This is a genomic window from Paraburkholderia franconis, from assembly GCF_009362735.1.
In the GTDB taxonomy this organism is placed as follows: Bacteria; Pseudomonadota; Gammaproteobacteria; order Burkholderiales; family Burkholderiaceae; genus Paraburkholderia; species Paraburkholderia franconis.
In genome coordinates this window covers 198,460-222,002 of sequence record NZ_WHNP01000003.1, presented here as the reverse complement: position 1 = coordinate 222,002, position 23,543 = coordinate 198,460, and the positions used below count along the sequence as shown (strand labels likewise).

Annotated in this window: 19 protein-coding genes and 1 pseudogene; 6 read left to right on the top strand and 14 right to left on the bottom strand. The window is 63.5% G+C overall.

Annotation, left to right across the window (positions count from 1 at the left end):
- Window positions 1-50: 50 nt before the first annotated feature.
- The 6 genes from GCT13_RS04450 to GCT13_RS04425 all read right to left on the bottom strand — a co-directional run bounded on the left by GCT13_RS04450 (window position 51) and on the right by GCT13_RS04425 (window position 6,188).
- Window positions 51-1,160 (bottom strand): ABC transporter ATP-binding protein, encoded by a 1,110-nt coding sequence (locus tag GCT13_RS04450; RefSeq protein ID WP_152755537.1) that lies wholly within the window; start codon window positions 1,158-1,160, stop codon window positions 51-53.
- 132 nt (window positions 1,161-1,292) lie between these two features.
- On the bottom strand, window positions 1,293-2,000 hold the full coding sequence (locus GCT13_RS04445; RefSeq protein WP_321574182.1) for an HAD family hydrolase: 708 nt from the start codon (window positions 1,998-2,000) through the stop codon (window positions 1,293-1,295).
- Window positions 1,997-2,863 carry a carbohydrate ABC transporter permease gene (locus GCT13_RS04440; RefSeq protein WP_152755535.1) on the bottom strand — a complete coding sequence of 289 codons (867 nt, stop codon included), beginning with the start codon at window positions 2,861-2,863 and terminating at the stop codon, window positions 1,997-1,999. Before GCT13_RS04440 ends, GCT13_RS04445 begins: the two co-directional genes overlap by 4 nt.
- Window positions 2,860-3,804: a carbohydrate ABC transporter permease gene (locus tag GCT13_RS04435; protein ID WP_152755534.1), complete on the bottom strand. Its 945-nt coding sequence runs from the start codon at window positions 3,802-3,804 to the stop codon at window positions 2,860-2,862. Before GCT13_RS04435 ends, GCT13_RS04440 begins: the two co-directional genes overlap by 4 nt.
- Before the next feature lie 186 nt (window positions 3,805-3,990).
- On the bottom strand, window positions 3,991-5,313 hold the full coding sequence (locus GCT13_RS04430; RefSeq protein ID WP_152755533.1) for an ABC transporter substrate-binding protein: 1,323 nt from the start codon (window positions 5,311-5,313) through the stop codon (window positions 3,991-3,993).
- A gap of 92 nt (window positions 5,314-5,405) precedes the next feature.
- Window positions 5,406-6,188: an L-iditol 2-dehydrogenase gene (locus tag GCT13_RS04425; RefSeq protein WP_321574181.1), complete on the bottom strand. Its 783-nt coding sequence runs from the start codon at window positions 6,186-6,188 to the stop codon at window positions 5,406-5,408.
- Between the two features lie 279 nt (window positions 6,189-6,467).
- On the opposite strand from GCT13_RS04425, the gene GCT13_RS04420 reads away from it, so the two are divergent.
- Genes GCT13_RS04420 through GCT13_RS04405 form a run of 4 tightly spaced genes read left to right on the top strand, consistent with a single transcriptional unit; the run spans window position 6,468 to window position 9,680 of the window.
- The gene (locus GCT13_RS04420; protein WP_152755532.1) at window positions 6,468-6,977 is read left to right on the top strand and encodes a Fur family transcriptional regulator; all 510 of its coding nucleotides are present in this window, start codon (window positions 6,468-6,470) and stop codon (window positions 6,975-6,977) included.
- 54 nt (window positions 6,978-7,031) lie between these two features.
- On the top strand, window positions 7,032-7,961 hold the full coding sequence (locus tag GCT13_RS04415) for a metal ABC transporter solute-binding protein (protein ID WP_152755531.1): 930 nt from the start codon (window positions 7,032-7,034) through the stop codon (window positions 7,959-7,961).
- Entirely contained in the window at window positions 7,958-8,896 is a 939-nt protein-coding gene (locus tag GCT13_RS04410; RefSeq protein WP_152755530.1) for an ABC transporter ATP-binding protein, read from the top strand. The genes GCT13_RS04415 and GCT13_RS04410 overlap by 4 nt, the downstream gene beginning before the upstream one ends.
- The gene (locus tag GCT13_RS04405; protein ID WP_152755647.1) at window positions 8,889-9,680 is read left to right on the top strand and encodes a metal ABC transporter permease; all 792 of its coding nucleotides are present in this window, start codon (window positions 8,889-8,891) and stop codon (window positions 9,678-9,680) included. Before GCT13_RS04410 ends, GCT13_RS04405 begins: the two co-directional genes overlap by 8 nt.
- 58 nt (window positions 9,681-9,738) lie before the next feature.
- Here GCT13_RS04405 and fghA read toward each other — a convergent pair whose 3' ends face one another.
- From fghA to GCT13_RS04390, 3 genes are all read right to left on the bottom strand, one after another.
- Window positions 9,739-10,584, bottom strand: a complete 846-nt coding sequence (gene fghA / locus GCT13_RS04400; protein WP_152755529.1) for an S-formylglutathione hydrolase — start codon at window positions 10,582-10,584, stop codon at window positions 9,739-9,741.
- A gap of 11 nt (window positions 10,585-10,595) precedes the next feature.
- The gene (locus tag GCT13_RS04395) at window positions 10,596-11,702 is read right to left on the bottom strand and encodes an S-(hydroxymethyl)glutathione dehydrogenase/class III alcohol dehydrogenase (protein ID WP_152755528.1); all 1,107 of its coding nucleotides are present in this window, start codon (window positions 11,700-11,702) and stop codon (window positions 10,596-10,598) included.
- A gap of 201 nt (window positions 11,703-11,903) precedes the next feature.
- The gene (locus GCT13_RS04390; RefSeq protein ID WP_152755527.1) at window positions 11,904-13,328 is read right to left on the bottom strand and encodes a xylulokinase; all 1,425 of its coding nucleotides are present in this window, start codon (window positions 13,326-13,328) and stop codon (window positions 11,904-11,906) included.
- A 441-nt stretch (window positions 13,329-13,769) separates the two neighbouring features.
- Between GCT13_RS04390 and GCT13_RS04385 the strand changes: the two genes are divergently transcribed.
- The gene (locus GCT13_RS04385) at window positions 13,770-15,185 is read left to right on the top strand and encodes a nucleobase:cation symporter-2 family protein (RefSeq protein WP_152755526.1); all 1,416 of its coding nucleotides are present in this window, start codon (window positions 13,770-13,772) and stop codon (window positions 15,183-15,185) included.
- A 109-nt stretch (window positions 15,186-15,294) separates the two neighbouring features.
- Here the strand turns inward: GCT13_RS04385 and GCT13_RS04380 are convergent, their stop codons facing one another.
- From GCT13_RS04380 to GCT13_RS04360, 5 genes and pseudogenes are all read right to left on the bottom strand, one after another.
- Window positions 15,295-15,819, bottom strand: coding sequence for a helix-turn-helix transcriptional regulator (locus GCT13_RS04380; protein WP_152755525.1), 525 nt, complete (start codon window positions 15,817-15,819; stop codon window positions 15,295-15,297).
- A gap of 128 nt (window positions 15,820-15,947) precedes the next feature.
- Window positions 15,948-16,193, bottom strand: a pseudogene (locus GCT13_RS51610) (hypothetical protein); the annotation flags it as partial.
- Between the two features lie 236 nt (window positions 16,194-16,429).
- Window positions 16,430-17,947, bottom strand: coding sequence for an efflux transporter outer membrane subunit (locus tag GCT13_RS04370; RefSeq protein ID WP_152755523.1), 1,518 nt, complete (start codon window positions 17,945-17,947; stop codon window positions 16,430-16,432).
- A 10-nt stretch (window positions 17,948-17,957) separates the two neighbouring features.
- Window positions 17,958-21,152 carry an efflux RND transporter permease subunit gene (locus tag GCT13_RS04365; RefSeq protein ID WP_152755522.1) on the bottom strand — a complete coding sequence of 1,065 codons (3,195 nt, stop codon included), beginning with the start codon at window positions 21,150-21,152 and terminating at the stop codon, window positions 17,958-17,960.
- An 18-nt stretch (window positions 21,153-21,170) separates the two neighbouring features.
- Window positions 21,171-22,421 carry an efflux RND transporter periplasmic adaptor subunit gene (locus GCT13_RS04360; RefSeq protein ID WP_152755521.1) on the bottom strand — a complete coding sequence of 417 codons (1,251 nt, stop codon included), beginning with the start codon at window positions 22,419-22,421 and terminating at the stop codon, window positions 21,171-21,173.
- Between the two features lie 428 nt (window positions 22,422-22,849).
- Here GCT13_RS04360 and GCT13_RS04355 point away from each other — a divergent pair, with 428 nt between their 5' ends.
- Window positions 22,850-23,485, top strand: a complete 636-nt coding sequence (locus GCT13_RS04355) for a TetR family transcriptional regulator (RefSeq protein ID WP_152755520.1) — start codon at window positions 22,850-22,852, stop codon at window positions 23,483-23,485.
- Window positions 23,486-23,543 lie beyond the last annotated feature (58 nt).

Genomic DNA, 23,543 nt, shown 5'->3' with positions numbered 1-23,543 from the left:
GTATCTGCGCGCTCGAACACGCCCTCGTTCAGCGCTTTCTTATCGCTCGATCACGCCGCAAGCACCTCGACGATCTTCCGCTGGAATGCCTGCCCGTCGCTGTCGAACAGATGGCAATGATCGGGCGTTGCGCCGAGCCGGATCGTCGTGCCTTTCTCGTGCCGTTCAAGCGGCGGAATGCGCGCGATCAGGCCATCGGGCGCGACGCTGCTTTCGGCGTACAGGTACGCCGCATCGCCGAGAGATTCGACTGCCATGATGCGCGCCGACACGCCATAGTCCGCCACGTCGATATGCAGATGCTCGGGCCGGATGCCGACCGTCACCTTGTCACCCTCTTTCGCGCGGCCGGGTTCGACCAGCACGAGCTGCGTCTCGCCCGTTTCGTACTTCACGAGCACGCCGTTCGCCGACACCGACTGCACGACGCCTTCGAGGAAGTTCATCTTCGGCGAGCCGATGAAGCCGGCGACAAAGCGGTTCGCGGGCGCGTGATACAGCATGTTCGGGCTGCCCACCTGTTCCAGATTGCCCGCCGACAGCACGACGATCTTGTCCGCGAGCGTCATCGCTTCGACCTGATCGTGCGTGACGTAGATCATCGTTGTCTTGAGCTCGTCATGTAGACGCGCGAATTCGAGGCGCATCTTCACGCGCAGCGCGGCATCGAGGTTCGACAGCGGTTCGTCGAACAGGAACACCTTCGGCTTGCGCGTGATCGCGCGGCCGATTGCGACGCGCTGCCGCTGGCCGCCCGACAGCTGCTTCGGCTTGCGTTCGAGCAGATGGTCGATGTGCAGGATCTTCGCGGCATTGCGCACGGCGGCGTCGATCTCCGGCTTCTTCGTGCCCGCGAGCTTGAGGCCGAACGCCATGTTGTCGTACAGCGTCATGTGCGGATACAGCGCGTACGACTGGAACACCATCGCAATGCCGCGCTTGGCGGGCGGCACGTCGTTCATGCGCGTGCCGTCGATCTGCAGATCGCCGCCCGTGATGTCTTCGAGGCCGGCGATCATCCGCATCAGCGTGGACTTGCCGCAGCCGCTCGGCCCGACGAACACCACGAACTCGCCGTCCTGAATGTCGAGGTTGATGTCGCGCATCACCTCGTTGTCGTCGTAGGCTTTCCTGATGTTGCGCAGAGTTACGCTTGCCATGATGTGTCTCCATTGTCGACGGGAGTTGGCGCTTTAACGTCTACTTCCGTCCCATGCAAAATAGTTGCTGCTTCTCTACTACGTTCAATCGCTTTGCCGGATAGAGGGCTTCGTGCGATGCCCGTCCGACCATCACGCGACCGCTATGCGCTGCATCCAGTCCGCGACCAGTCCCGGCAATTGCATCATGTCGTCGAATACCTGTTGCGCGCCCACGCGGTGCAACGCGCCGATCTGCTCGTCGCTCGCATGGCCGCCGCCGATGAATCCATACACCGTCATGCCCGCCGCCGTCGCCGCCGTCACGCCCGTCACGCTGTCTTCGATGACGAGGCACGCATCGGCGCTCACGCCCAGTCCGCGCGCGGCGGCGAGATAGACGTCGGGCGCGGGCTTCGGCTGCGCGACGGCATCCGCGCAAAACAACCGGTTGCCGAAATGCCGGACGAGGCCCGTGCGCGCCAGTGCCGCTTCGACGTACGCGCGAAAGCTGTTGCTCGCGCAGGCCTTCGTGAGCGGAATGCTCGCGAGCGCCGCCTCGATGCCGTCGACCATCGGCGCCTGCACGGCCGCGGCTTCGACCGTGCTGCGAATCGCGGCGATTTCCGCGGGCGTCAACGTCTTGCCGAGCTGCGTCGCCGTGCCTTGCAGCACGCTCTCGATGCGCAAGCCCAGCAACGGCATCACGACGGGCGCGACGTCGGCATCGGGCCAGCGCGCTTCGAGCTCGTGCACGAGCATCGCAGCCGCGACGGCTTCGCTGTCGATCAGCACGCCGTCGCAATCGCAGATGAGCGCGACGCTTTGTCCGGGCCTGGCTTCCGTTCTCGTGTCCGTCACTTGACCGCCCCGAACGTAAGGCCACGCACCAGCTGTTTCTGCGAAACCCAACCGACAATCAGGATCGGAGCGACGGCCAGCAGCGACGCCGCCGACAGCTTCGCCCAGAACAGGCCTTCAGGGCTCGAATACGACGCGATGAAGACAGTGAGCGGCGCAGCGTTCGAACTCGACAGGTTGATGCTCCAGAACGCCTCGTTCCACGACAGGATCACGAGCAAGAGCGCCGTCGATGCGAGCCCCGGCAGCGCCATCGGCATCAGCAGATAGACGATCTCCTGCCACGTCGCGGCGCCGTCGATGCGGCCCGCTTCGAGAATGTCGCGCGGAATTTCGGCGAAGTACGTGAACGCCATCCATACGGCGATCGGCAGATTGATCAGCGTGTAGACGATGACGAGGCCCGTGACGGTATCGAGCAGTCCGCTGTTCTTCCACAGCAGATAGATCGGCACCAGCACGCCGACTGACGGCATCATCTTCGTCGACAGCATCCACAGCAGCACTTTCTGCGTGCGGCCGGTCGGGAAGAACGCCATCGCGTACGCGCACGGCACGGCGAGAATCAGGCACAGCAGCGTCACGCCGACCGAGATCAGGATCGAGTTCCACGCGAAGCCGAAGTAATTGCTGCGCGCAAAAACCTCGCGGAAGCTGTCGAGCGTCGGCATGAAGAAGAGCGAAGACGCGTACGCCTGCTGCTCGGTCTTGAATGCCGTGATTGTCATCCAGAAGATCGGGAAGAACAGCAGCAACGCGAGCAGCCACGCGATGATGCCGGGAATGCTGCGCCGGATGACGGCGAGCGGCGAAGCGGCCGACGACTGGGTCGTCGTAACGGGTGTAGCAGCAACCTGGCTCATTTTTCGTACTCCCCTTTCAGGTTCTTCGCGAGCATGCGCACGAGGAAGAACGACACGATATTCGCGAGCACCACGGCGAGAATCCCCCCTGCCGATGCAAGGCCGACGTCGAACTGTTGCAGGCCAAGCGCGTAGATCAGGTACGACAGGTTGGTCGTCGCGTTGCCCGGACCGCCGCCCGTCGTCGTGTAGATTTCGGCGAAGATCGACAGCAGGAAAATGGTTTCCATCATCACGACCACGGCGATCGCCCGCCTCAGGTGCGGCAGCGTGATGAAGAAGAACATCGAAAACGGACCGGCACCGTCGATCTTCGCCGCTTCCTTCTGCTCCTGGTCGAGCGACTGGATCGCCGTGAACAGAATGAGGAACGCGAACGGCAGCCACTGCCACGCGACGATGATGATCACGGCCGTCAACGGATAGTCGGCGAACCAGTCGATCGGCGTCAGGCCGATCGCGCGCATGCCCTGCGCGACGAGCCCGTACACCGGGTGCAGGATCATGTTCTTCCAGATCAGCGCGCTCACCGTCGGCATCACGAAGAACGGCGCGATCGCGAGCAGCCTCGCGATGCCCTGCCCATAGAACTTGCGGTCGAACAGCACCGCCATCAGCACGCCGCCCACCACCGTGATGACCAGCACGGCGACGATCAGTTGCAGCGTGTGCAGGATCGACGGACCGAATGCAGGATCGCCGGCGAGGAACTTGTAGTTGTCGATACCCGCGAACCCCTTTTCATCCGGATTCAGCAGGTTGTAGCGCGAGAACGAAAACCAGATCGTCATCGCGAGCGGTATCGTCATCCACAGAACGAGGAGGCCTACGGATGGCGAAACGAGCCAGCGCGCGTGCGCGGCCTTGCGCTCTTCTCGCTCGTGTTCTGTTTTGGGCTGAGGTTGTGCGTGCATGAGGGGTAGACGCAAATGAAGACGCATGATGGACCACCTCTTCGGTAGTGCGCGGGTCGCGGGGCTTGCGGCTCGCTGTGCTGCCAGGGTCCGGCTGACGGTGTGCTGTCAGCCGGCGCGTTACATCGTTACGGCCTGGTTTCGAGGCTACGGGCTGGGTACGTCGCTTGCGCCAGGGGAAACGCAAACGACGTGCCCATTTTCACTTCATCGTTATTTCTGGTAGCCGGCCTGCTTGACGGCGCGGTCGGCTGTCGCGTTGCCGGCTGCGAGCGCCTGATCGACAGACATCTGGCCCGCGACGGCGCCCGAGATGCTCTGGCCGACCACCGTGCCGAACGACTGGAACTCGGGGATGCCGACGAACTGCACGCCCGTGTACGGCACCGGCTTGGCCGTCGGATGGTTCGGGTCAGCCGTCTCGATCGCCTTCAGCACGAAGTCCGCGAACGGCGCGGCCTGCTTGTACTCAGGGCGCGCATACGTCGACTGGCGCGTGCCCGGCGGCACCGAGGCCCAGCCTTCATCCTTCGCGACGAGCTCGATGTACTGCTTCGACGTCGCCCAGGTAATGAACTTCTTCGCGGCATCGGCCTGCTTCGACGACTTCGGAATCGCCAGCGCCCATGCCCACAGCCAGTGCGAGCCGTTCGGCGTCGCCTGGGTCGGCGCGGCCGCGAAGCCGACCTTGTCCGAGATCTGCGATTGCTGCTTGTTGTAGAGCATGCCCGCCGCGACCGTCGCGTCGATCCACATCGCGCACTTGCCCGACGACATCAGCGTGAGGTTCTCGTTGAAGCCGTTCGAGCTCGCTCCCGGAGGGCCGTCCTTCTTCAGCAGGTCCGTATAGAACGAAACGGCCTTTTTCCATTCGGGCGTCGTCAGCTGCGCATTCCACTTTTCGTCGAACCAGCGGCCGCCGAACGTATTCACGAGCGTCGTCACGTAGGCCATGTTCTCGCCCCAGCCGGCCTTGCCGCGCAAGCAGATGCCGTACATGCCCGCCGATTTGTCGGTGAGTTTGTCGGCGAACTGGGCGATCTGGTCATACGTCGGCGCGTCGGGCATCTTCAGGCCCTTCGCCGCGAACAGATCCTTGCGGTAGTACGTCATCGAGCTTTCTACATAGAACGGCAGCGCGAACAGCGTGCCGTTGTACGAAAGACCGTCCCGCGCCGTCTTCACGACGTCGTTCAGGTCGTAATCGGCGGGCAGGCCCGTGAGCGGCGCGAGCCAGCCGCGCTTGCCCCATTGCGGCGTTTCATAGGCGCCGATCGTCATCACGTCGAACTGGCCGCTGCCCGTCGTGATGTCGGTCGTCGCGCGCTGACGCAGCACGTTTTCTTCCAGGATCACCCAGTTCAGCTTGATGTCGGGATTCGCTTTCTCGAATGCCGGCGACAGCTTCTTCAGCTCGATCATGTCCGGATTGTTCAACGTCGCGATCGTCACGGTCGCCGCGTTCGCGCTGAACGCGGCGCACGCGAGCGCCGCAGCGCCGAATACATTGAGCGCGGGTTTGAAGGTGGGCTTCATCGTTTGTCTCCTTTATTCGTACTTGCGTTTTGGTACGTGACCGGCGGGTGCGCGCAGAACGCCGGAATTGGATGCCGGTGAATGAATGACGGTCAGCTCATCCAGTTGCCGCCGTCGACGTTCAGGGTTTGCGCGGTGATGTAATCCGCATCCGAAGACGCGAGGAACAGCGCCGCCCCCGTCAGATCCGCGGGCAGCCCCATCCTGCCCAGCGGCACCGCTTCACCGACGAGACGCTTCTTCTCGCCGAGCGGCCGGTTCTCGTAACGCGCGAAAAGGGCATCGACCTGATCCCACATCGGCGTATCGACGACGCCCGGGGCGATGCCGTTCACGTTGATCCCGTGAGGCGCGAGCGCCAGCGCGGCCGATTGCGTATAGCTCAGCACGGCCGCCTTGGTCGCGCAGTAGTGCGACACGAGCGCTTCGCCGCGGCGGCCCGCCTGCGACGACATGTTGATGATCTTGCCGCCGTGTCCCTGCTCGACCATGCGCTGCGCGACGGCCTGCATCAGGAAGAACATACCCTTCACGTTGACCGCGAAGAGCTTGTCGAAAATATCCCAGGATTCGTCGAGCAGCGGGCGCATGTCGAACAGCGCCGCGTTGTTGAAAAGAATGTCGATCTGACCGAAGCGCTGCACCGTCTCGTCGACGATGCGCGCGATCTCTTCGCGGCGCGTCACGTCCGCGCTGATCGTCAGCACGCGGTCGCCTTCCGTTTCGCGCAGTGCGTGCGCGAACTCGCCAGCCGGCTTCACGTCGACCAGCACGCAGCGCGCTCCCTCCTCGAGATAGCGGCGGGCCACCGCCTCGCCGATACCGCTCGCTGCGCCCGTCAGAATCGCCACCTTGCCTTGCAGTCGGGCTGTCACAACCTGTCTCCGGTTCGTTTGATTCTTCGAATCAGCATGAGCGAACGCTCGTTTTCCGAGCAATTGCTCTCGCTGTGATCGAATGATCGGATACGCGTCCGGTCATGTCAAGGCGCGTCGCGCAATTTCGATGGTGCAGCGCGGCAGCGTCAAAGGGCTCGCGATACAGCGCTTCTTTCTAAGAATCGGCGATGACTTTGCAACGGGCAATGACAATTTTTCGAGATACGTTATATCATTGCGTCTTCGTTCATTCCGACGCTGCCCGGAGGTCGTGACATGGCCCGTTCATCCGATGCTCACGCTTTTCATGACGCCGCCCGTCCCGGCGATCCGGCCGCGCCGTCCGCAAACAAGCTCGCGCGCAAGCTGGCCCGCGCCGATGCGCTCGCGGCCGAACGCGGTCTCGCGCTGACGACGCTGCGCCGCCAGGTCTATACGCTGATCGCGCAGAGCGAGCGCCCCGTCGGTGCGTATGACCTGCTCGCGGCGCTCGAACCGCAGCGCGGCCGCGTGCCGCCGACCACGGTCTACCGTGTGCTCGAGTTTCTCGTCGAGCATGGCTTCGTGCATCGGATCGAATCGAAGAATGCGTTTTTCGCGTGTTGCCAGGTGGGCGAACCGCATCAGAGCCAGTTCCTGATGTGCGAAGCGTGCGGCGAAACGGTCGAGATTCCCGGCGATGGAGTGGCCGCGCAGTTGTCGCATAGCGCACCCGGTTTCGAAGTGCATCACCAGGTCGTCGAACTGAGCGGGCTGTGCGCGGCGTGCAAGCACGCTCACCCGTAACGCCGCGCCCCTTTCGTTCAACCCGACGCATCTCAAACCACAGGTCAATCCGATATGAAGAAGAACAACTCGATGTGGAAGTTTCTGACGCGAGCCGCCGCTTCGACGCTGATGGCCGTCGCATTTACTCAGGCGGCGCATGCGCAGGATGCGAAAATTCCCGTCGTCGCCGCAGAAAACTTTTATGGCGACGTCGTGCAGCAACTGGGAGGCGACCGCGTCGACGTGACCAGCATCCTGAGCAATCCCGACCAGGACCCGCATCTGTTCGAAGCGAGCCCGAAGACGGCGCGCGCGTTGCAGCGCGCGAGCCTTGTCGTCTACAACGGCGCCGATTACGATCCGTGGATGGCGAAGCTGCTGAATGCGTCGAAGAGCGACAAGCGCAAGATGATCGTCGCGGCCGATCTCGTCGGCAAGAAGAGCGGCGACAATCCGCATCTGTGGTACGAGCCGTCGACGATGCCCGCCGTCGCCCGCGCGGTGAGCGCGGCGCTGACAGCAGCCGATCCGTCGCACAAGGCCGTGTACGATGCGAACCTCGCGAAGTTTCTCGATTCGCTCAAGCCGCTGAACGACAAGATCGCCGCGCTGCGCAGCCAGTACGCGCATGTGAGCGTGACGGCGACCGAGCCGGTGTTCGGCTACATGTCCGATGCGATCGGACTCGATATGCGTAACCAGCGCTTTCAGCTCGCCGCGATGAACGACACGGAAGCGAGTGCATCGGATATCGCTGCATTCGAGCGCGATCTTCGCGAGCGACGCGTGCGCGTTCTGATCTACAACAGCCAGGCAACGGAAGCCCTCACGAAACGCATGCTGAAACTCGCGCAGCAATCGCGCGTGCCGACGGTCAGCGTGACGGAGACGCAACCCGCCGGCAAGACGTTCCAGCAATGGATGCTGGCGCAGCTCGACGCGCTCGGAAACGCGCTGGCCGCAGGCAACGGCGGCGGTGCGAACCAAGGAAAGACCCCATGAACATGCCTCGCCGCGCCGCATCGCCTGGCAACGCGCCCGTGCTCGAACTGGATCGCGTGACGCTCGAACTCGGCGACCGCGAGATCCTGCGCGACACCAGCTTCACGATCAACCAGGGCGAGTTCATCGGCGTGCTCGGGCCAAACGGCGCGGGTAAAACGACGCTGATGCGCTCGGTGCTCGGGCTCGTCCCCGCTGCACGCGGCACGGTGCGCGTGCTCGGCGAGCCCGTGGTGCGCGGCAATCCGTCGATAGGCTACATGCCGCAGACGCGCAGCGCGCTCGCCGGCCGGCGCGTGCGCGGACGCGATTTCGTCGCAATGGCGGCCGACGGGCATCGTTGGGGTCTGCCGCATGCCGATGCCAAAACATGTGCCGATGTCGATCGCGTGCTGGAGCTGGTCGGCGGCAGTGCGCTGGCTGCAAGGCCGTTGTCCGAGCTGTCGGGCGGCGAGCGTCAACGGCTGCTGCTCGCGCAATGTCTGCTCGGCAATCCGCGCCTGCTGCTGCTCGACGAGCCGCTGATCAGCCTCGATCCGCATCACCAGAAGGCGGTCGTCGAGCTGGTGAAGCGCGTGCAGCAGGAGCTCGGCATCGCCGTGCTGTTCTCCGCGCACGAGCTCAACCCGCTGCTGCATGCGCTCGATCGTGTGCTGTATCTGGGCAATGGCGTCGCCGCGCTCGGCACCGTCGATGAAGTGATCACGAAGCCGGTGCTTTCGCGCCTCTATGGCTCGACCATCGAAGTGATGCGCGTGAACGGCCGCATCTTCGTGATGTCGGGCGACGTCGAAGTCGAGAAGCACGATCACGAGCACGAAGACGACCATCAGCATGGCGAGCCGCATAGCCACGGGCATGCGCATGACCACGCGCACGGCCACGGACATGCGCACCATCACGCCTCACGCGACGGACACACGCACGATGTTTGAATACGATTTCATGGTGAACGCCTTCGCGGCGTCGGGGATTGTCGCGGTGCTGTCGGGCATCGTCGGCTACTTCCTCGTGATGCGCGGGCAGACCTTCGCGGGACACGCGCTGTCGCACGTCGGCTTCACGGGCGCGACGGGCGCCGTGCTGATCGGCATTTCGCCGATCTGGGGGATGATCGGCTTCACGCTCGCGGCGGGCGTGGGCATGGGCGCGCTCGGCGAAAAGCTCGCGGGACGCGATGTGGCGATCGGCGTGGTCCTGTCGCTTGCGCTGGGCTTCGGCTTGCTGTTCCTGCACTTCTTCACCGCATACGCGACGCAGGTCACGGCCTTGCTGTTCGGCAATGTGCTCGGCGTCAGTTCGGCAACGCTCGCGGTGCTCGCCGCGCTCGGCGTCGTCAGCCTGCTGGCGTTGGCGGCAATCATGCGGCCTTTGCTGTTCGCATCGTTGCAGCCGGAACTGGCGGAAGCGAAAGGCGTGTCGCTGCGACTCGTGTCGGTGCTGTTTCTGGCGATTGCCGCGCTCGCGGTGGCTGCGTGCACGCAGATCGTCGGCGTGCTGCTCGTGTTCACGCTGATGGTCGGGCCGGCGGCGGCGGCGCAAAACCTGTCGACGCGTCTTTCCGTCGGCCTCGTGGTCGCCGCGCTGCTCGCGCTCGCGCAGGCGTGGATCGGCGTGACGCTCGCTTTCTATACCGACTGGCCGACGAGCTTCTGGATCACGTTGCTCGCGGCGCTGGTCTATGGCGCGAGCCTGATGGCGCAGCACATGCGCAGATAAAGAACGGGGTGGCTTGCGAGCCACCCCGTTTTGCTTTTCATGCTATCGCCGGTGAAGATCAGCCGAGCAACACCTTCGCGTGATGCGCGAGATGATCCTCGATGAACGTCGAGATGAAGAAATAGCCGTGGTCGTAGCCTTCATGCCGACGCAGGGTGAGCGGCTGCCCCGCTGCGTTGCAGGCGGCTTCGAACACGTCGGGGTTGAGCTGCTCGGCGAGAAACTGATCGGCGAGGCCCTGATCGACCAGGATACCTGCCGCGAACTTTCGTGTCGCCTTGCCGACCAGTTCGCTCGCGTCGTACTGCTTCCATGCCTCGCGATCAGCGCCGAGATAGCCGCTAAACGCCTTCTCGCCCCACGGACAGCGCATCGGCGCGGCAATCGGCGCGAACGCGGACACCGACCGATAGATGTCCGGATTGCGCAGCGCGAGCATCAGCGCGCCGTGCCCGCCCATTGAGTGACCGAAGATGCCGAGTCTTTCACCATCGACCGGCAGTTCGTTCACGACCGTTTCGCGCAGTTCGTCCCGCACGTACGAGTACATCCGGTAATGTTTCGACCAGGGCTCCTGCGTCGCATCGACGTAGAAGCCCGCGCCGACGCCGAAGTCCCACGACGCGCTCTCGCCCGGCACGCCCGCGCCACGCGGACTCGTATCGGGCGCGATCAACGCGATGCCGTGCTGCGCGGCGAAGCGCTGCGCGCCCGCTTTGATCGGGAACGTCTCTTCGGTACAGGTCAGGCCTGCAAGGTAGAACAGCGCCGGCACCTTCCGCTGCGACGCCTCTTTCGGCATGAAGACCGAGAAGCGCATCGGCAGCCCGATCGCCTTCGACTCGTGCCTGTAGATACGCTGCGTCCCGCCGAACGACGCATGCGATTCGATCAGTTCGAGCATCGCGCGCTCCTTTAGTAGATGACCACCGATCGGATCGACTCGCCCTTCTTCATCAGGTCGAAGCCTTCGTTGATCTGGTCGAGCTTCAGGTGATGCGTGATCAGATCGTCGATGTTGATCTTGCCTTCCATGTACCAGTCGACGATCTTCGGCACGTCGGTGCGGCCGCGCGCGCCGCCGAACGCCGAGCCCTTCCATTGACGACCCGTCACCAGCTGGAACGGCCGCGTGCTGATCTCCTCGCCCGCCGCCGCCACGCCGATGATGAACGACTGGCCCCAGCCCTTGTGCGTGCATTCGAGTGCCTGGCGCATCAGCGTCGTATTGCCGACGCATTCGAACGAATAGTCGGCGCCGCCGTCGGTGAGCTGCACGATATGGTCGACGACGTTCTCGACTTCCTTCGGGTTGATGAAGTGCGTCATGCCGAACTTCTTCGCCAGTTCGACGCGGCCCGGGTTGATGTCGACGCCGATGATCTTGTCAGCGCCGACCATCTTCGCGCCCTGGATCACATTGAGGCCGATGCCGCCCAGACCGAACACGACCACATTCGCGCCCGCCTCGACCTTCGCCGAATAGACCACAGCGCCGACGCCCGTCGTCACGCCGCAGCCGATATAGCAGACCTTATCGAACGGCGCGTCCTCGCGGATCTTCGCGACGGCGATCTCCGGCACGACGATGTAGTTCGAGAACGTCGATGTGCCCATGTAGTGAAAGAGCGGCTTGCCGTCGAGCGAAAAGCGCGACGTCGCATCGGGCATCAGGCCCCTGCCCTGCGTCGAGCGGATCGCCTGACACAGATTCGTCTTGCGCGACAGGCAGAACTTGCACTGGCGGCACTCGGGCGTGTAGAGAGGGATCACATGATCGCCCTTCTTCAGCGTGCCGACGCCCGGCCCCACATCGACGACGACGCCCGCGCCTTCGTGACCGAGAATGGCCGGGAAGAGACCCTCGGGATCGGCGCCCGACAGCGTGTAGTAGTCCGTGTGGCAGATGCCCGTCGCCTTCACTTCGATCAGCACTTCACCGGCACGCGGCCCTTCAAGGTCGACTTCTTCGATCGTCAACGGTGCGCCGGCCTTCCATGCGATTGCTGCTTTCGTCTTCATCGTGAATGCTCTCCTGTGGTTCGCCAAGGCTGTTCCATTTAAGTTTGAATCTGAATCTGTTCCTCACTGCCGTGAACGATTGCGGCCCGGATTGTCTCGCATGTTCGCGCGCCGCGCTTCGGACATCATCGCCGACAATCGCGACGCGTCCGTGGCATGCCGCGTCGCGCGATTGTCGTCATGCGACGCGCGGCGCGCGCCTCAGGCGGATGGGCGCACGAACCAGCCTTCGACGCGGCCATACAGATCAACAAAGCGCGCGTATCGCGCGGCAAGCGCCGTATCGTTTTGCGGTCCCGCGACGCGTGTCGCTGCGGGCGCGAGCGCAGCGAGATCGCTTGCATGCCAATGACCGCACGCGATTGCGCCGAGCATCGCCGCGCCGCGCGCCGCCGCGTTGGGACAATCGACGGCATGCAGTTCCACTTCGAGTGCGTCGGCGAGCAACTGGCGCCAGCGCGCATCGACCGAACCGCCGCCCGCGAGACGCAGCGCCGACACTTGCGCGCCGCTTTGCCTGATCGCGTCGAGCCCCGCGCGCAACGAAAACGCGACGCCTTCGAATGCAGCCCGCATCATCGCGCCACGCGATGTGCCCAGCGCGAGCCCGAGCCAGCCACCGCGCGCCGAGGGATTGAGCCAAGGCGTGCGCTCGCCCGTCAGATAAGGCAAGAACGTCAGGCCTGACGCTGGATCGGATTCGAACGCATCGCGATATGCATCAAACCATTCGTAAGACAGCCAACCCCGTACCGCTTCGAGCGCGACGCCGACGTTCTGCATCGCGGCCATCCGATACCAGTGGTCGGTCGCGGCACGGTAGCGATGCAGGCCCTGTGCCTCGTTCGGCTGTTGTGTCGCGAGCACGAGAATCTGTCCGCCCGTGCCTGTGGTGAGCAGCGCGTCGCCGTCGTCCGCGAGGCCACTGCCCAGCGCGGCGCAGGGCGTGTCGCCTGCACCTGTGGCAAGCATGATGCCAGCGCGCAAACCGAGCACGTGCGCCGCGTGGTCGGACAGCGAGCCACTCGCCGCATACGACGCGGCGAGCGGTGCAAACCGGTCGAGCGGCAACCCGAGACGTTCAAGCAAGGCGCGATCCCATATGCCGGATGGATCAGCGAGCGCGGTCGCGCAGGCGTCGGAAGGATCGGTCGCGATCGCGCCACCCAGCTTGAAGCGCAACCAGTCTTTCGGTTGCAAGGCCCAGCGAGCCGCTTGCATGGACTGCGGCTCGTGCAGCGCGATCCATAGCAGCAGTGGGCCTGCCATGCCCGGCGCGACGGGGTTCGGCTGCGGCGCGGGCCATGCGTCGAGCAATGGCAGCGCGCGCGTATCGGGCCAGAGCATCGCGGGCCGCACTGCATTGCCTTGTGCATCACTCAACACGACGCCGTGCATCTGACCGGAAAAACCAATCGCCCGAACGGCGCTGCGTTGGGCCCGCGGCAAGCGCGAAGCCGCCTCGCGCAGCGCGCGCCACCAGACCTCCGGATCGATTTCCGCCCATCCCGGCTGCGGCGTGTCGATCGAATACGCGACGCTCGCCGCGCATTGCTCACGGCCTTCGTCGTCGATGATTGCGAGTTTCAGTGAACCTGTGCCGAGATCGATGCCGAGAAAGGACATGAATGCGATGGGTTAAATGCGGTTTGAAAGTAGGTGTTGAACTGCGCGCTTCCCAAGCACGCTGCGCTCCGTCGAGATGGGACAGCTTGCGTCGAAACGGGACAGGTTGCGAACGGCCATTCCGTGCACGACGGCCACCCGCGCGGGTTAACCCGCGCCCGACCGGACGCGGCCCGAAAACGCATTATGTGCGAACCGCAATACACATCATATGGCTGCCGATACGTCACCATTGAGCGCCCCTTTGATGAAAATCCCGCACCCCACCACGCCACAAGGGATGCGGGCGGATTCTTCCGATTCCGCATAGGACGTGGGTTCCAAATCCGGTTCATGCATATCGTCGCGGCAAAGGTTGAAATAGAACGACGTGGTCTTGTCGCGTTTTTTCGTCCCGCATACCTTGGAGTCATCCCCAAACCAGATGTGGAGAGAGACAAGATGCACTCGAACACGGTTCATCCGTGCGACGAGCGACTGCCCTTCGGCCAGTTGCTGACGCTCGGCATCCAGCACGTGCTGGTGATGTACGCAGGCGCCGTCGCCGTGCCGCTGATCATCGGCAGTGCACTCAAGCTGCCGAAAGAGCAAATCGCCTTCCTCATCAGCGCCGACCTCTTTTCGTGCGGCATCGCCACACTGATTCAGACGCTCGGCCTGTGGATCTTCGGCATCCGGCTGCCCGTCATCATGGGCTGCACGTTCGCCGCAGTCGGCCCGATGGTCGCGATCGGCACGAACCCGAACCTGGGCATTCTCGACATCTTCGGCTCGACGATCGCGGCCGGCGTGATCGGCATCGTCGTCGCGCCGATGATCGGCAAGCTGCTGCGCTTTTTCCCTCCCGTCGTGGTCGGCGTGGTGATCTCGGTGATCGGTCTTTCGCTGATGGAAGTGGGCATCAACTGGACAGCAGGCGGAGTCGGCAATCCGGATTACGGCAATCCGGTCTACCTCGGTCTGTCGCTCGTCGTGCTCACGCTCATCCTTCTGATCAACAAGTTCGGCAAAGGGTTCATCGCGAATATTTCGGTGCTGCTCGGCATCGTGGCGGGCTTCATCATTGCTGCGCTGCTCGGTCGCGTGAACATGGATGGCGTGACGAACGCGCCATGGGTCGGCTTCGTGATGCCGTTCCATTTCGGTCTGCCGCACTTCGATCCGCTCTCCATCGCGACGATGGTCACGGTGATGTTCGTGACGTTTATCGAATCGACGGGGATGTTCCTCGCCGTTGGCGACATGGTGGACCGACCCGTCGATCAGAAGACACTCGTGCGGGGTCTGCGTGTGGACGGTCTCGGCACGCTGATCGGCGGTATCTTCAACTCCTTCCCTCATACGTCGTTCTCGCAGAATGTCGGCCTGATCGGCGTGACGGGCGTCAAAAGCCGCTTCGTGTGCGCGATGGGCGGCGTGATCCTCGTGCTGCTCGGCCTGTTCCCGAAGATGGCGCAGTTGGTCGCATCGGTACCGGCCTTCGTGCTGGGCGGTGCGGGCATCGTGATGTTCGGCATGGTGGCGGCAAACGGCATCAAGGTGCTGTCGAAAGTGGACTTCGTGAAGAACCATCACAACCTATTTATCATCGCCGTGAGCATCGGCCTTGGCCTCGTGCCCGTGGTCTCGCCGAACTTCTTCTCGAAGCTGCCGCCCGCACTCTCGCCGCTGCTGCACAGCGGGATTCTTCTGGCATCGGTTTCGGCTGTCGTGCTGAACCTGATCTTCAACGGCGTGAAGGGCGAACGCGCAGCGAAGCGTGATATTCACCGCGCCGGTCATGACTTCGACGGACGCGGTGGCAACGACGACACCATCGCTGGCGACGAATTGCTGCGCGCTGCCGACATGCACTAAGCCTTGCGCCAAACGCTGCGCCAGGCGCCAGGCGCAACTAACGCCTCGCGCGTGCGCATGACTACGGTCGTGCGCACGCAAACGGCAGAACAGGCGCCTTCGTCCCGCTTCAAGCAACCAGGTTGTTGAAGTGTCGCGTCACCTTCGGCTCAAGATCACGGGCCTCCTTCATCAGATTGATCTGCTTCGCCGATCTCGCCACTTCGAAGACCTCGGGCGCGATGTCATAGCCGCCGCGATCGTGCATCCATTCGAGCACGTCCGACAGATGCCACAACGACGTGCTGCCCTCGTGAACGGGCGCGGGAAATTCCGTGGCATGCGACTGCATCAGCTTGCGCATGTTCTGGCGCGACACGCCCGCCACTTCCGCAACATCCGTCAGCCCGACGAAATCCGGCGCGGCTTCGACCAGTTGCGCCGTTGGCACCGCGCGGCGCACGTCCTTCAGCGCGCTGACTAGCGCATGTGTCGCGCTTTTTGCCTCGCGCGCAAATGCGAGCGCGAGACGCCCCGGCTGACCGAGACCGACGGTTGCATCGTCGCAGCCTTGCGCCGCGAGACGCTCGACGATGTCGTCATGGTCGCAGTCTTCCGCGCTCAGACGGTACTTCAGTGTGAAGGTGTATTCCATGTTTGCTCCTTGTCCTTCCCTGGTTGCTGCTCCTGCGGGTCTTGTTGCTCTTGTTGCTGCCCGTGCTGCTGTTGCGCCCGCGCGCGCCTTTTCGCTTCGGCGATCACGCGCAGAGAAACGATCTTGTGCCGATGCGGCGCGCAATTCTCCACGATGCGGCGCAACGTTCTGGCGTGACTGACTGCATTGCGCGGCGTGCACCAGATGCTGGTGATGCAAAACTCGCCACATCGGCAATCGCTGTCGTTGAAGGGGCAATACATTCGCCCCCACGCATGCCCGCAGCCCGTGCCGGGCACCACGCGCCAGCCGTGTTCTTCCGCATAGCCGAGTGCCGACTCGACTTCCTTCTTCGAATGAGTTCGACGATTCATGAACGACTCCAGTCTATAGCGTCTGCCGTATGGTTGTCAATTGACAACCCTGAAAATGGACCATCAGCTTCCGTCCATCAGGTGCCGATACTAGCGGTTCGCGATGCACATGAACGATCTGGATAACTGAATTAGCCATCCGGACGAGGTTTGTAGGACGACAATAAAAAACGCCACGGCATGCCGTGGCGTTTTGGCCAGAGAAAGGAAAAACTGCTGCCGATGCAGCGAGGGACTCAGCCCGACGTCGCAGCCGATGCCGCAACGGGCGCACTGGCCGCGCCGTAGTCGACGGGTGCGTCGGCGGGACGCGGCTGCTCGCCCGCGTGCTCGATCCATCCGCCGCCGAGCGCCTTGTACAGATCGACAAGGTTCGTCAGACGCTGCATGCGCGCCGTGATCAGCGACTGCTGCGAGGTGTACAGATCGGTCTGCGCGGTCAGCACGGCCAGATAGCTGTCGACGCCATTCCTGTAACGCAGGTCCGACAGATCGAGACGGCGCTGTTCCGCGAACGTGTTGCGCTCGAGCGCCTTGATCTGCTGATCGTACGTGCCGCGCGCGGCGAGCCCGTCGGCCACTTCTCGGAACGCCGTCTGGATCGCCTTCTCGTACTGCGCGATCTGGATGTTCTTCTCGACGTTCGCGAGATCGAGGTTCGCGCGATTCTGGCCGCCTTCGAAAATCGGCAGCGTGATCTGCGGCGCGAAACTCCACGCCGCCGAACCCGGCTTGAACAGCCCGCCGAGCGTCGGGCTCAACGTGCCGAAGTTGCCCGTCAGCGAAACGCGCGGGAAGAATGCCGCGCGCGCCGCGCCGATGTTCGCGTTGGCCGCCAGCAGATTCTGTTCGGCCTCCATGATGTCGGGACGACGCGTGAGCAGATCCGACGGCAGACCGGCTGGAATGTCGGTCAGCAAGTCCTGGTCGTTGAGCGCAAGTCCGCCCGGCATATCAGTCGGCAACGGTTCGCCGATCAGCAGCACGAGCGCATTCTCAGCCTGTGCCCGCAGACGCGCTTGTGACTGCAGATTCGCATTCGCCTGTTCGACAACCGTCTCAGCCTGACGCAGATCGAGTTCAGAACCCGTGCCCGTGTCGTACTGCAGCTTCGTGATGCGATACGACTCTTGCGCGGTCTTGAGCGTGTCCTGCGTGACCTTCAACGAATCGTCAAAGGCGAGCACCGTCAGATACTGATCCGCGACGGAAGCAACCAGCGCGATCTCCGCGGCCTTGCGCGCCTGCGCCGTCGCCAGATATTGCGCGAGCGCCTGGTCCTTCAGGCTGCGGATACGTCCGAAGAAGTCGATTTCCCACGATGCGTCCAGACCAACCGAGTACTCGTTGGAAATCGTCTTGCCGAAGAACGACAGGTCTTTCGGCGTGCGCTGCTTCGTCTGCGACGCGACGGCGTCGATCGTCGGCATCAGCGCCGCGCGCGCGATCTGATACTGCGCGCGCGAAGCCTCGATGTTCAGCACCGACACACGCAGATCGCGGTTGTTCTTCAGCGCGATATCGATCAGCCGTTGCAGCCGCTGATCGACGAAGAAATCGCGCCAGCCGATTTCGACGGCCGCTTGGCCGTTCGCCGAACGCGCGCCCGCGCCGGACCCCGGCTGCGTCGCATAGACACCGTCGCTTGGGAACGCGCCCGACACAGGTGCGGCGGGCCGCTCATACTTCGGCTCCATCGTGCAGCCGGTGGCGAAGAGCGCGACGGCCACTGCCATCAAAGAATATTTATGCATCTCAATGTCCTCAGCTGGCGTTGCCCGGGCCGCTGCCACCCTGCGGGTCATGCGGATGGTGCTCGTTGTAGTGTTTCAGCGCTTCGTCGGGGTCTTCCTTCTCGCCGGTGAACTTCGCGCGAATCACGACGAAGAACATCGGGATCATGAAAATCGCGAGGAAGGTCGCCGTCAGCATCCCGCCTATCACGCCCGTACCGATCGCGTGCTGGCTCGCCGAGCCCGCGCCATTACTGATCGCAAGCGGCAGCACGCCGAGAATGAACGCGAGCGACGTCATCAGAATCGGACGCAGCCGCAGACGCGCCGCTTCGAGCGCCGCTTCGATTGGGCCCATGCCTTCGCCCTGCTGTAGTTCGCGTGCGAATTCCACGATCAGAATCGCGTTTTTCGCGGACAGGCCCACCGTCGTCAGCAGACCGACCTGGAAGAACACGTCGTTCTCCAGTCCGCGCAGCGTTGCAGCCAGCAGCGCGCCCAGCACGCCGAGCGGCACGACCATGATCACCGAGAACGGAATCGACCAGCTTTCATACAGCGCCGCGAGACACAGGAACACGACGAGGATCGAGATGCCGTACAGGATCGGCGCCTGCGAGCCGGACTGACGTTCCTGGAACGACAGACCCGTCCACTCGTAGCCGATACCCGACGGCAGCTTCGCCGCCAGCGCTTCCATCGCCGTCATTGCCTGGCCCGTCGACTTGCCCGGCGACGCCTGGCCCTGGATTTCCACCGCCGAAATACCGTTATAGCGCTCGAGCTTCGGCGAACCGTAGGCCCACTGGCCGCTTGCGAACGCCGTGAACGGCACTATGCCACCCGCCGTGTTGCGCACGTACCAGTCGTTCAGGTTCTCCGGCGTCATGCGGAACGGCGCGTCGGCTTGCAGATACACCTTCTTGATCCGGCTGTCCGTATCTAGGAAGTTGTTGACGAACTGCGATGCCCATGCGATCGAGAACGTCTGGTCGATCGTCGAAAGACTTACGCCCAGCGCCGCCGCCTTCTCATGATCGATCGACACCTTGAACTGCGGCGTATCGTTCAGGCCGTTCGGACGCACCTGCGCGAGTGTCGGGTCCTTCGAGGCCATGCCGAGCAGCTGGTTGCGCGCCGCCATCAGCTTTTCGTGACCGAGACCCGCGCGATCCTGCAGTTCGAAGTCGAAGCCCGACGCCGTGCCGAGTTCGGGAATCGACGGCGGATTCACCGGGTACACGGTCGCGTTCTTGTACGTCGAGAAGTGCATGAACATCCGGCCGACCAGCGCCTGCACCTTCTGATCCGCGTGTTGACGCTCCGAATAATCCTTCATCCGCACGAACACGAGGCCGGAGTTCTGGCCACGGCCCGCGAAGCTGAAGCCGTTCACCGTGAACGTCGATTCGACGATCGACTTCTCGTCGTTCAGCAGATAGTCGGAGATGTCCTTCAGCGCGCGCGCCGTGGTTTCCTGCGTCGAGCCCGACGGCGTCTGCACCAGCACGAACATCGTGCCCTGGTCTTCGTCCGGCAGGAACGACTTCGGCAGACGCACGAACAGCAGACCCACCGCGACGATCACCACCAGATAGATGATGAGCCAGCGGCCCGAGCGCTTGATCACGTGGTGAACGCCCGTGTGGTACTTGTCGCGGCTCTTGTCGAAGGTGCGGTTGAACCAGCCGAAGAAGCCCTTCTTCTCTTCGTGATGGCCCTGCGGAATCGGCTTGAGGATCGTCGCGCACAGCGCAGGCGTGAGAATGAGCGCGACCAGCACGGACAGCACCATCGCCGCGACGATGGTCAGCGAGAACTGCCGGTAGATCGCGCCGACCGAGCCGCCCGAGAACGCGACGGGCACGAACACGGCGGACAGCACGAGCGCCACGCCGACCAGCGCGCCCGTGATCTGGCCCATCGCCTTGCGGGTTGCGTCGCGCGGCGACAGGCCTTCCTCCGACATCACCCGCTCGACGTTCTCCACGACCACGATCGCATCGTCCACCAGCAGACCGATTGCGAGCACGAGACCGAACATCGACAGCACGTTGATCGAGAAGCCCACCGCGCTCATGATCGCGAACGTACCCAGCAGAACGACAGGCACCGCGATCGTCGGGATCAGCGTCGCGCGCAGGTTCTGCAGGAACAGGTACATCACGAGGAACACCAGCACGATGCCCTCGAGCAGCGTCTTGACCACTTCCTCGATCGACAGGCGCACGAACGGCGTCGTGTCGTACGGGTACTTCACGACGAGACCGTGCGGGAAGTACTTCGACAGCTGGTCGATCTTGTCGCGCACGGCTTTCGCCGTCGCCAGCGCGTTCGCGCCCGTCGCCAGCTGGATACCGAAGCCCGCCGTCGGCTGGCCGTTGTATTTGGTGTCGAAGTTGTAGTTTTCGCCGCCCAGTTCGATGCGCGCGACGTCCTTGATGCGGACCTGCGAGCCGTCCTGGTTCACCTTCAGCAGTACGTTGCCGAACTGCTCGGGCGTGTTCAGCAGCGTCGCTTCCGTGATCGTCGCCTGCAACAGCTGGCCCGGAATCGACGGCGTGCCGCCGAGCGAGCCGCCCGCCACCTGGACGTTCTGCGCCTGCAGCGCGGTTTCGACATCCACGGGCGTGAGCCCGTAGTTGGTCAGCTTGTGCGCGTCGAGCCAGATCCGCATCGCGTACTGCGAGCCGAACAGCGTGACAGTACCCACGCCGTCGATACGGCTCACCGGGTCCTGCACGTTCGACGCGACGTAGTTCGCGAGGTCGTACTTGCTCATGCTGCCGTCCGTCGACACGAACGCCAGCACCAGCAGGAAGCTGCTGCTCGACTTCGTCACCTTCGTGCCGAGCTGCTGCACGACTTGCGGCAGGAGCGGCGTCGCGAGCTGCAGCTTGTTCTGCACCTGCACCTGCGCGATGTCCGGGTTCGTGCCGGGCGCGAACGTCAGCGTGATGGTCGCCGTACCCGAATCGTCCGAAGTCGACGACAGGTACAGAAGGTGGTCGAGGCCGCTCATCTGCTGCTCGATCACCTGCGTGACGGTGTTTTCAACCGTTTTTGCCGATGCGCCCGGATACGTCGCGCTGACCTGCACGGCAGGCGGCGCAATCGTCGGGTATTGCGCGACCGGCAGCGTGAAGATCGACGCCAGACCCGCCAGCATCAGAATGATGGCGATCACCCATGCAAAGATCGGGCGATCGATAAAAAACTTTGCCATGAAGCAGGCTCCCTTTGATTACGCGCCCGATGCCGCGGAGGCCGCGGCCGCGCCACTGGCTGGCTGCGCGCCGCCTGCGGCCGGCGAGCTCTGCGGGCCCGCGGCTGCGGCGTCCGACGCGGCAGGTGCGGGCGGCAGTTGCGCCGGCACGCCCTTCGCCTGCGCGCCCGGACGGACCTTGTCGGTGCCTTGCACGATCACGCGGTCGCCCGCATTCAGGCCACCGTCGACCACCCAGTACTGGCCATACGTCGCCGACGTCTGCAGCACGCGCAACTGGACCTTGTCGTCCTTGTCGAGCACGAGCGCCGTCGGCTGGCCCTTCTGGTCGTGCGTGACGCCCACTTGCGGGACAAGCAGCGCGTTGTCGTTCATGCCCTCTTCGATACGCGCGCGCACGAACATGCCCGGCAGCAGCACGTGATCCTTGTTCGGGAAGATCGCGCGGATCGTCACGGAACCGGTGGTCTGATCGACGGTCACGTCGGTGAACTGCAGCTTGCCCTTCTCCGAATACACACGGCCGTCTTCGAGAATCAGTTCGACCTTGGCGGCGTTCGGACCGCTGGTCTTCAGACGGCCCTGCTGGATTTCGCGGCGCAGCTTGAGGCCCGCGAGGCTCGACTGCGTGACGTCGACGTAGACGGGGTCCAGTTGCTGAACCGTCGACATCAGCGTCGCCTGGCTTGCCTGCACGTACGCGCCCGGCGTCACCTGCGAGATGCCGACCTGACCCGTCACTGGCGAAACGACGTCCGTATAGCCGAGGTTGATCTGCGCGGTGTCGACGGCGGCCTTGCCTGCCGCGACGTCGGCGGCGGCCTGGCCTTCGGCGGCCACGGCGTTGTCGTAGTCCTGCTTCGACACGGCGTTCGCCGCGACGAGCACCTTGTAGCGGTTCGCCTGCGCGGTCGTCGACGCGAGATTCGCCTGTGCCTTCGCGAGCGACGCCTTCGCGTTGTTCAGCGACGCGATGAACGGCGCCGGATCGATCTTGTAGAGACGCTGGCCGGCCTTGACCTGCGTGCCTTCCGTGAATTCGCGGCGCAGCACGATGCCGTCGACCCGCGCGCGCACCTGCGCGACGAGGAATGCGCTGGTGCGGCCCGGCAGCTCGGTGACGACGGGCACGGACTGCGGCTGAACCGTGACGACACCGACTTCAGGAGTTTGTGGCGGAGGTGCTGATTGTTTTTGCCCGCACGCTGCCAGCATTACGGCAGCCGTCGCGGCAGTGAGTAAGCGGAATGAAACCCGTTCGACGCGCATGGAGCGACCTCTGTCAAAGACTGAGAAGGAAAAAGTGCGTGCATCTCTCTCCGGAGAAGGCTGCGCACATCGGCGTCTCGACGACGACGCCATGACCGGACGCTCACGAATGCGTTTCCTGCCGGTGCACCCATTGCGAAATGCGCGAAGCCGGGAAATGCAGCACCACGCCGCCCAATAATTGAGACAGCGCAAGGCACCTGTAAAAGGCAACAGTGACGGATATTAACCGTTCACTCCAACATGAGCTATCCGATCGATGGGGTGCTATTATATATACATTCATGAATGCACGTAAAAGAGTGTTCAGCCCGAAAGAAGGCGTTCTCCCGAAAGATCGACCATGCAATAACCGGCATGTGAAATGATCTTTATCAGGCGCGTTTAAAAACGTCAGGGAAACCCCGTAATTACCGCAGGTCACACGAATGGTCCGTCGAACCAAGGAAGAAGCGCAGGAGACGCGCAACCGCATCCTCGATGCCGCAGAAAAGGTCTTTTTTGAGAAAGGCGTGTCGCGCACTTCGCTGGCCGACATCGCGCAAACGGCCGGTGTCACGCGCGGGGCGATCTACTGGCACTTCGCCAACAAGGGCGAACTCTTCACGGAAATGTTCGACCGCGTGCTGCTGCCGCTCGTCGAACTGAAGGCGGCCTCGGTGGACCCGAACGAGGCCGATCCGCTCGGCCGCCTGATCGACATCTGCACCGTGTGTCTGCGCGACACGGCCAACGACCCGCACCGCCGCCGCGTGTTCGAAATCCTGTTTCACAAGTGCGAGTTCGTCGAGGAAATGGGCCCGGTGATGGCGCGCTATCAGAACAACATGCGCGAGGGTCTCGCCAACATGCAGGTGGCGATGCGCAACGCGATCTCCAAAGGACAGCTGCCCGCGGACATGAACGTGCCCGTCGCCGCGTCGATGGTGCATGCGTTCATCAGCGGCTCGCTGCGCGACATGCTGTTCGTGCCCGAAGCGCTGGACTTCGGGCATTACGCGCGGCAGATGGTCGAAAGCATGATCGACGGGCTGCGCAGTCCGGCGTTGCGGCTGGGCGCCTGAAGACAGGCGCTGTCAACAGGCTATTCGTGCAGGCGGCTGGAACCGCCCCTGATCGGCC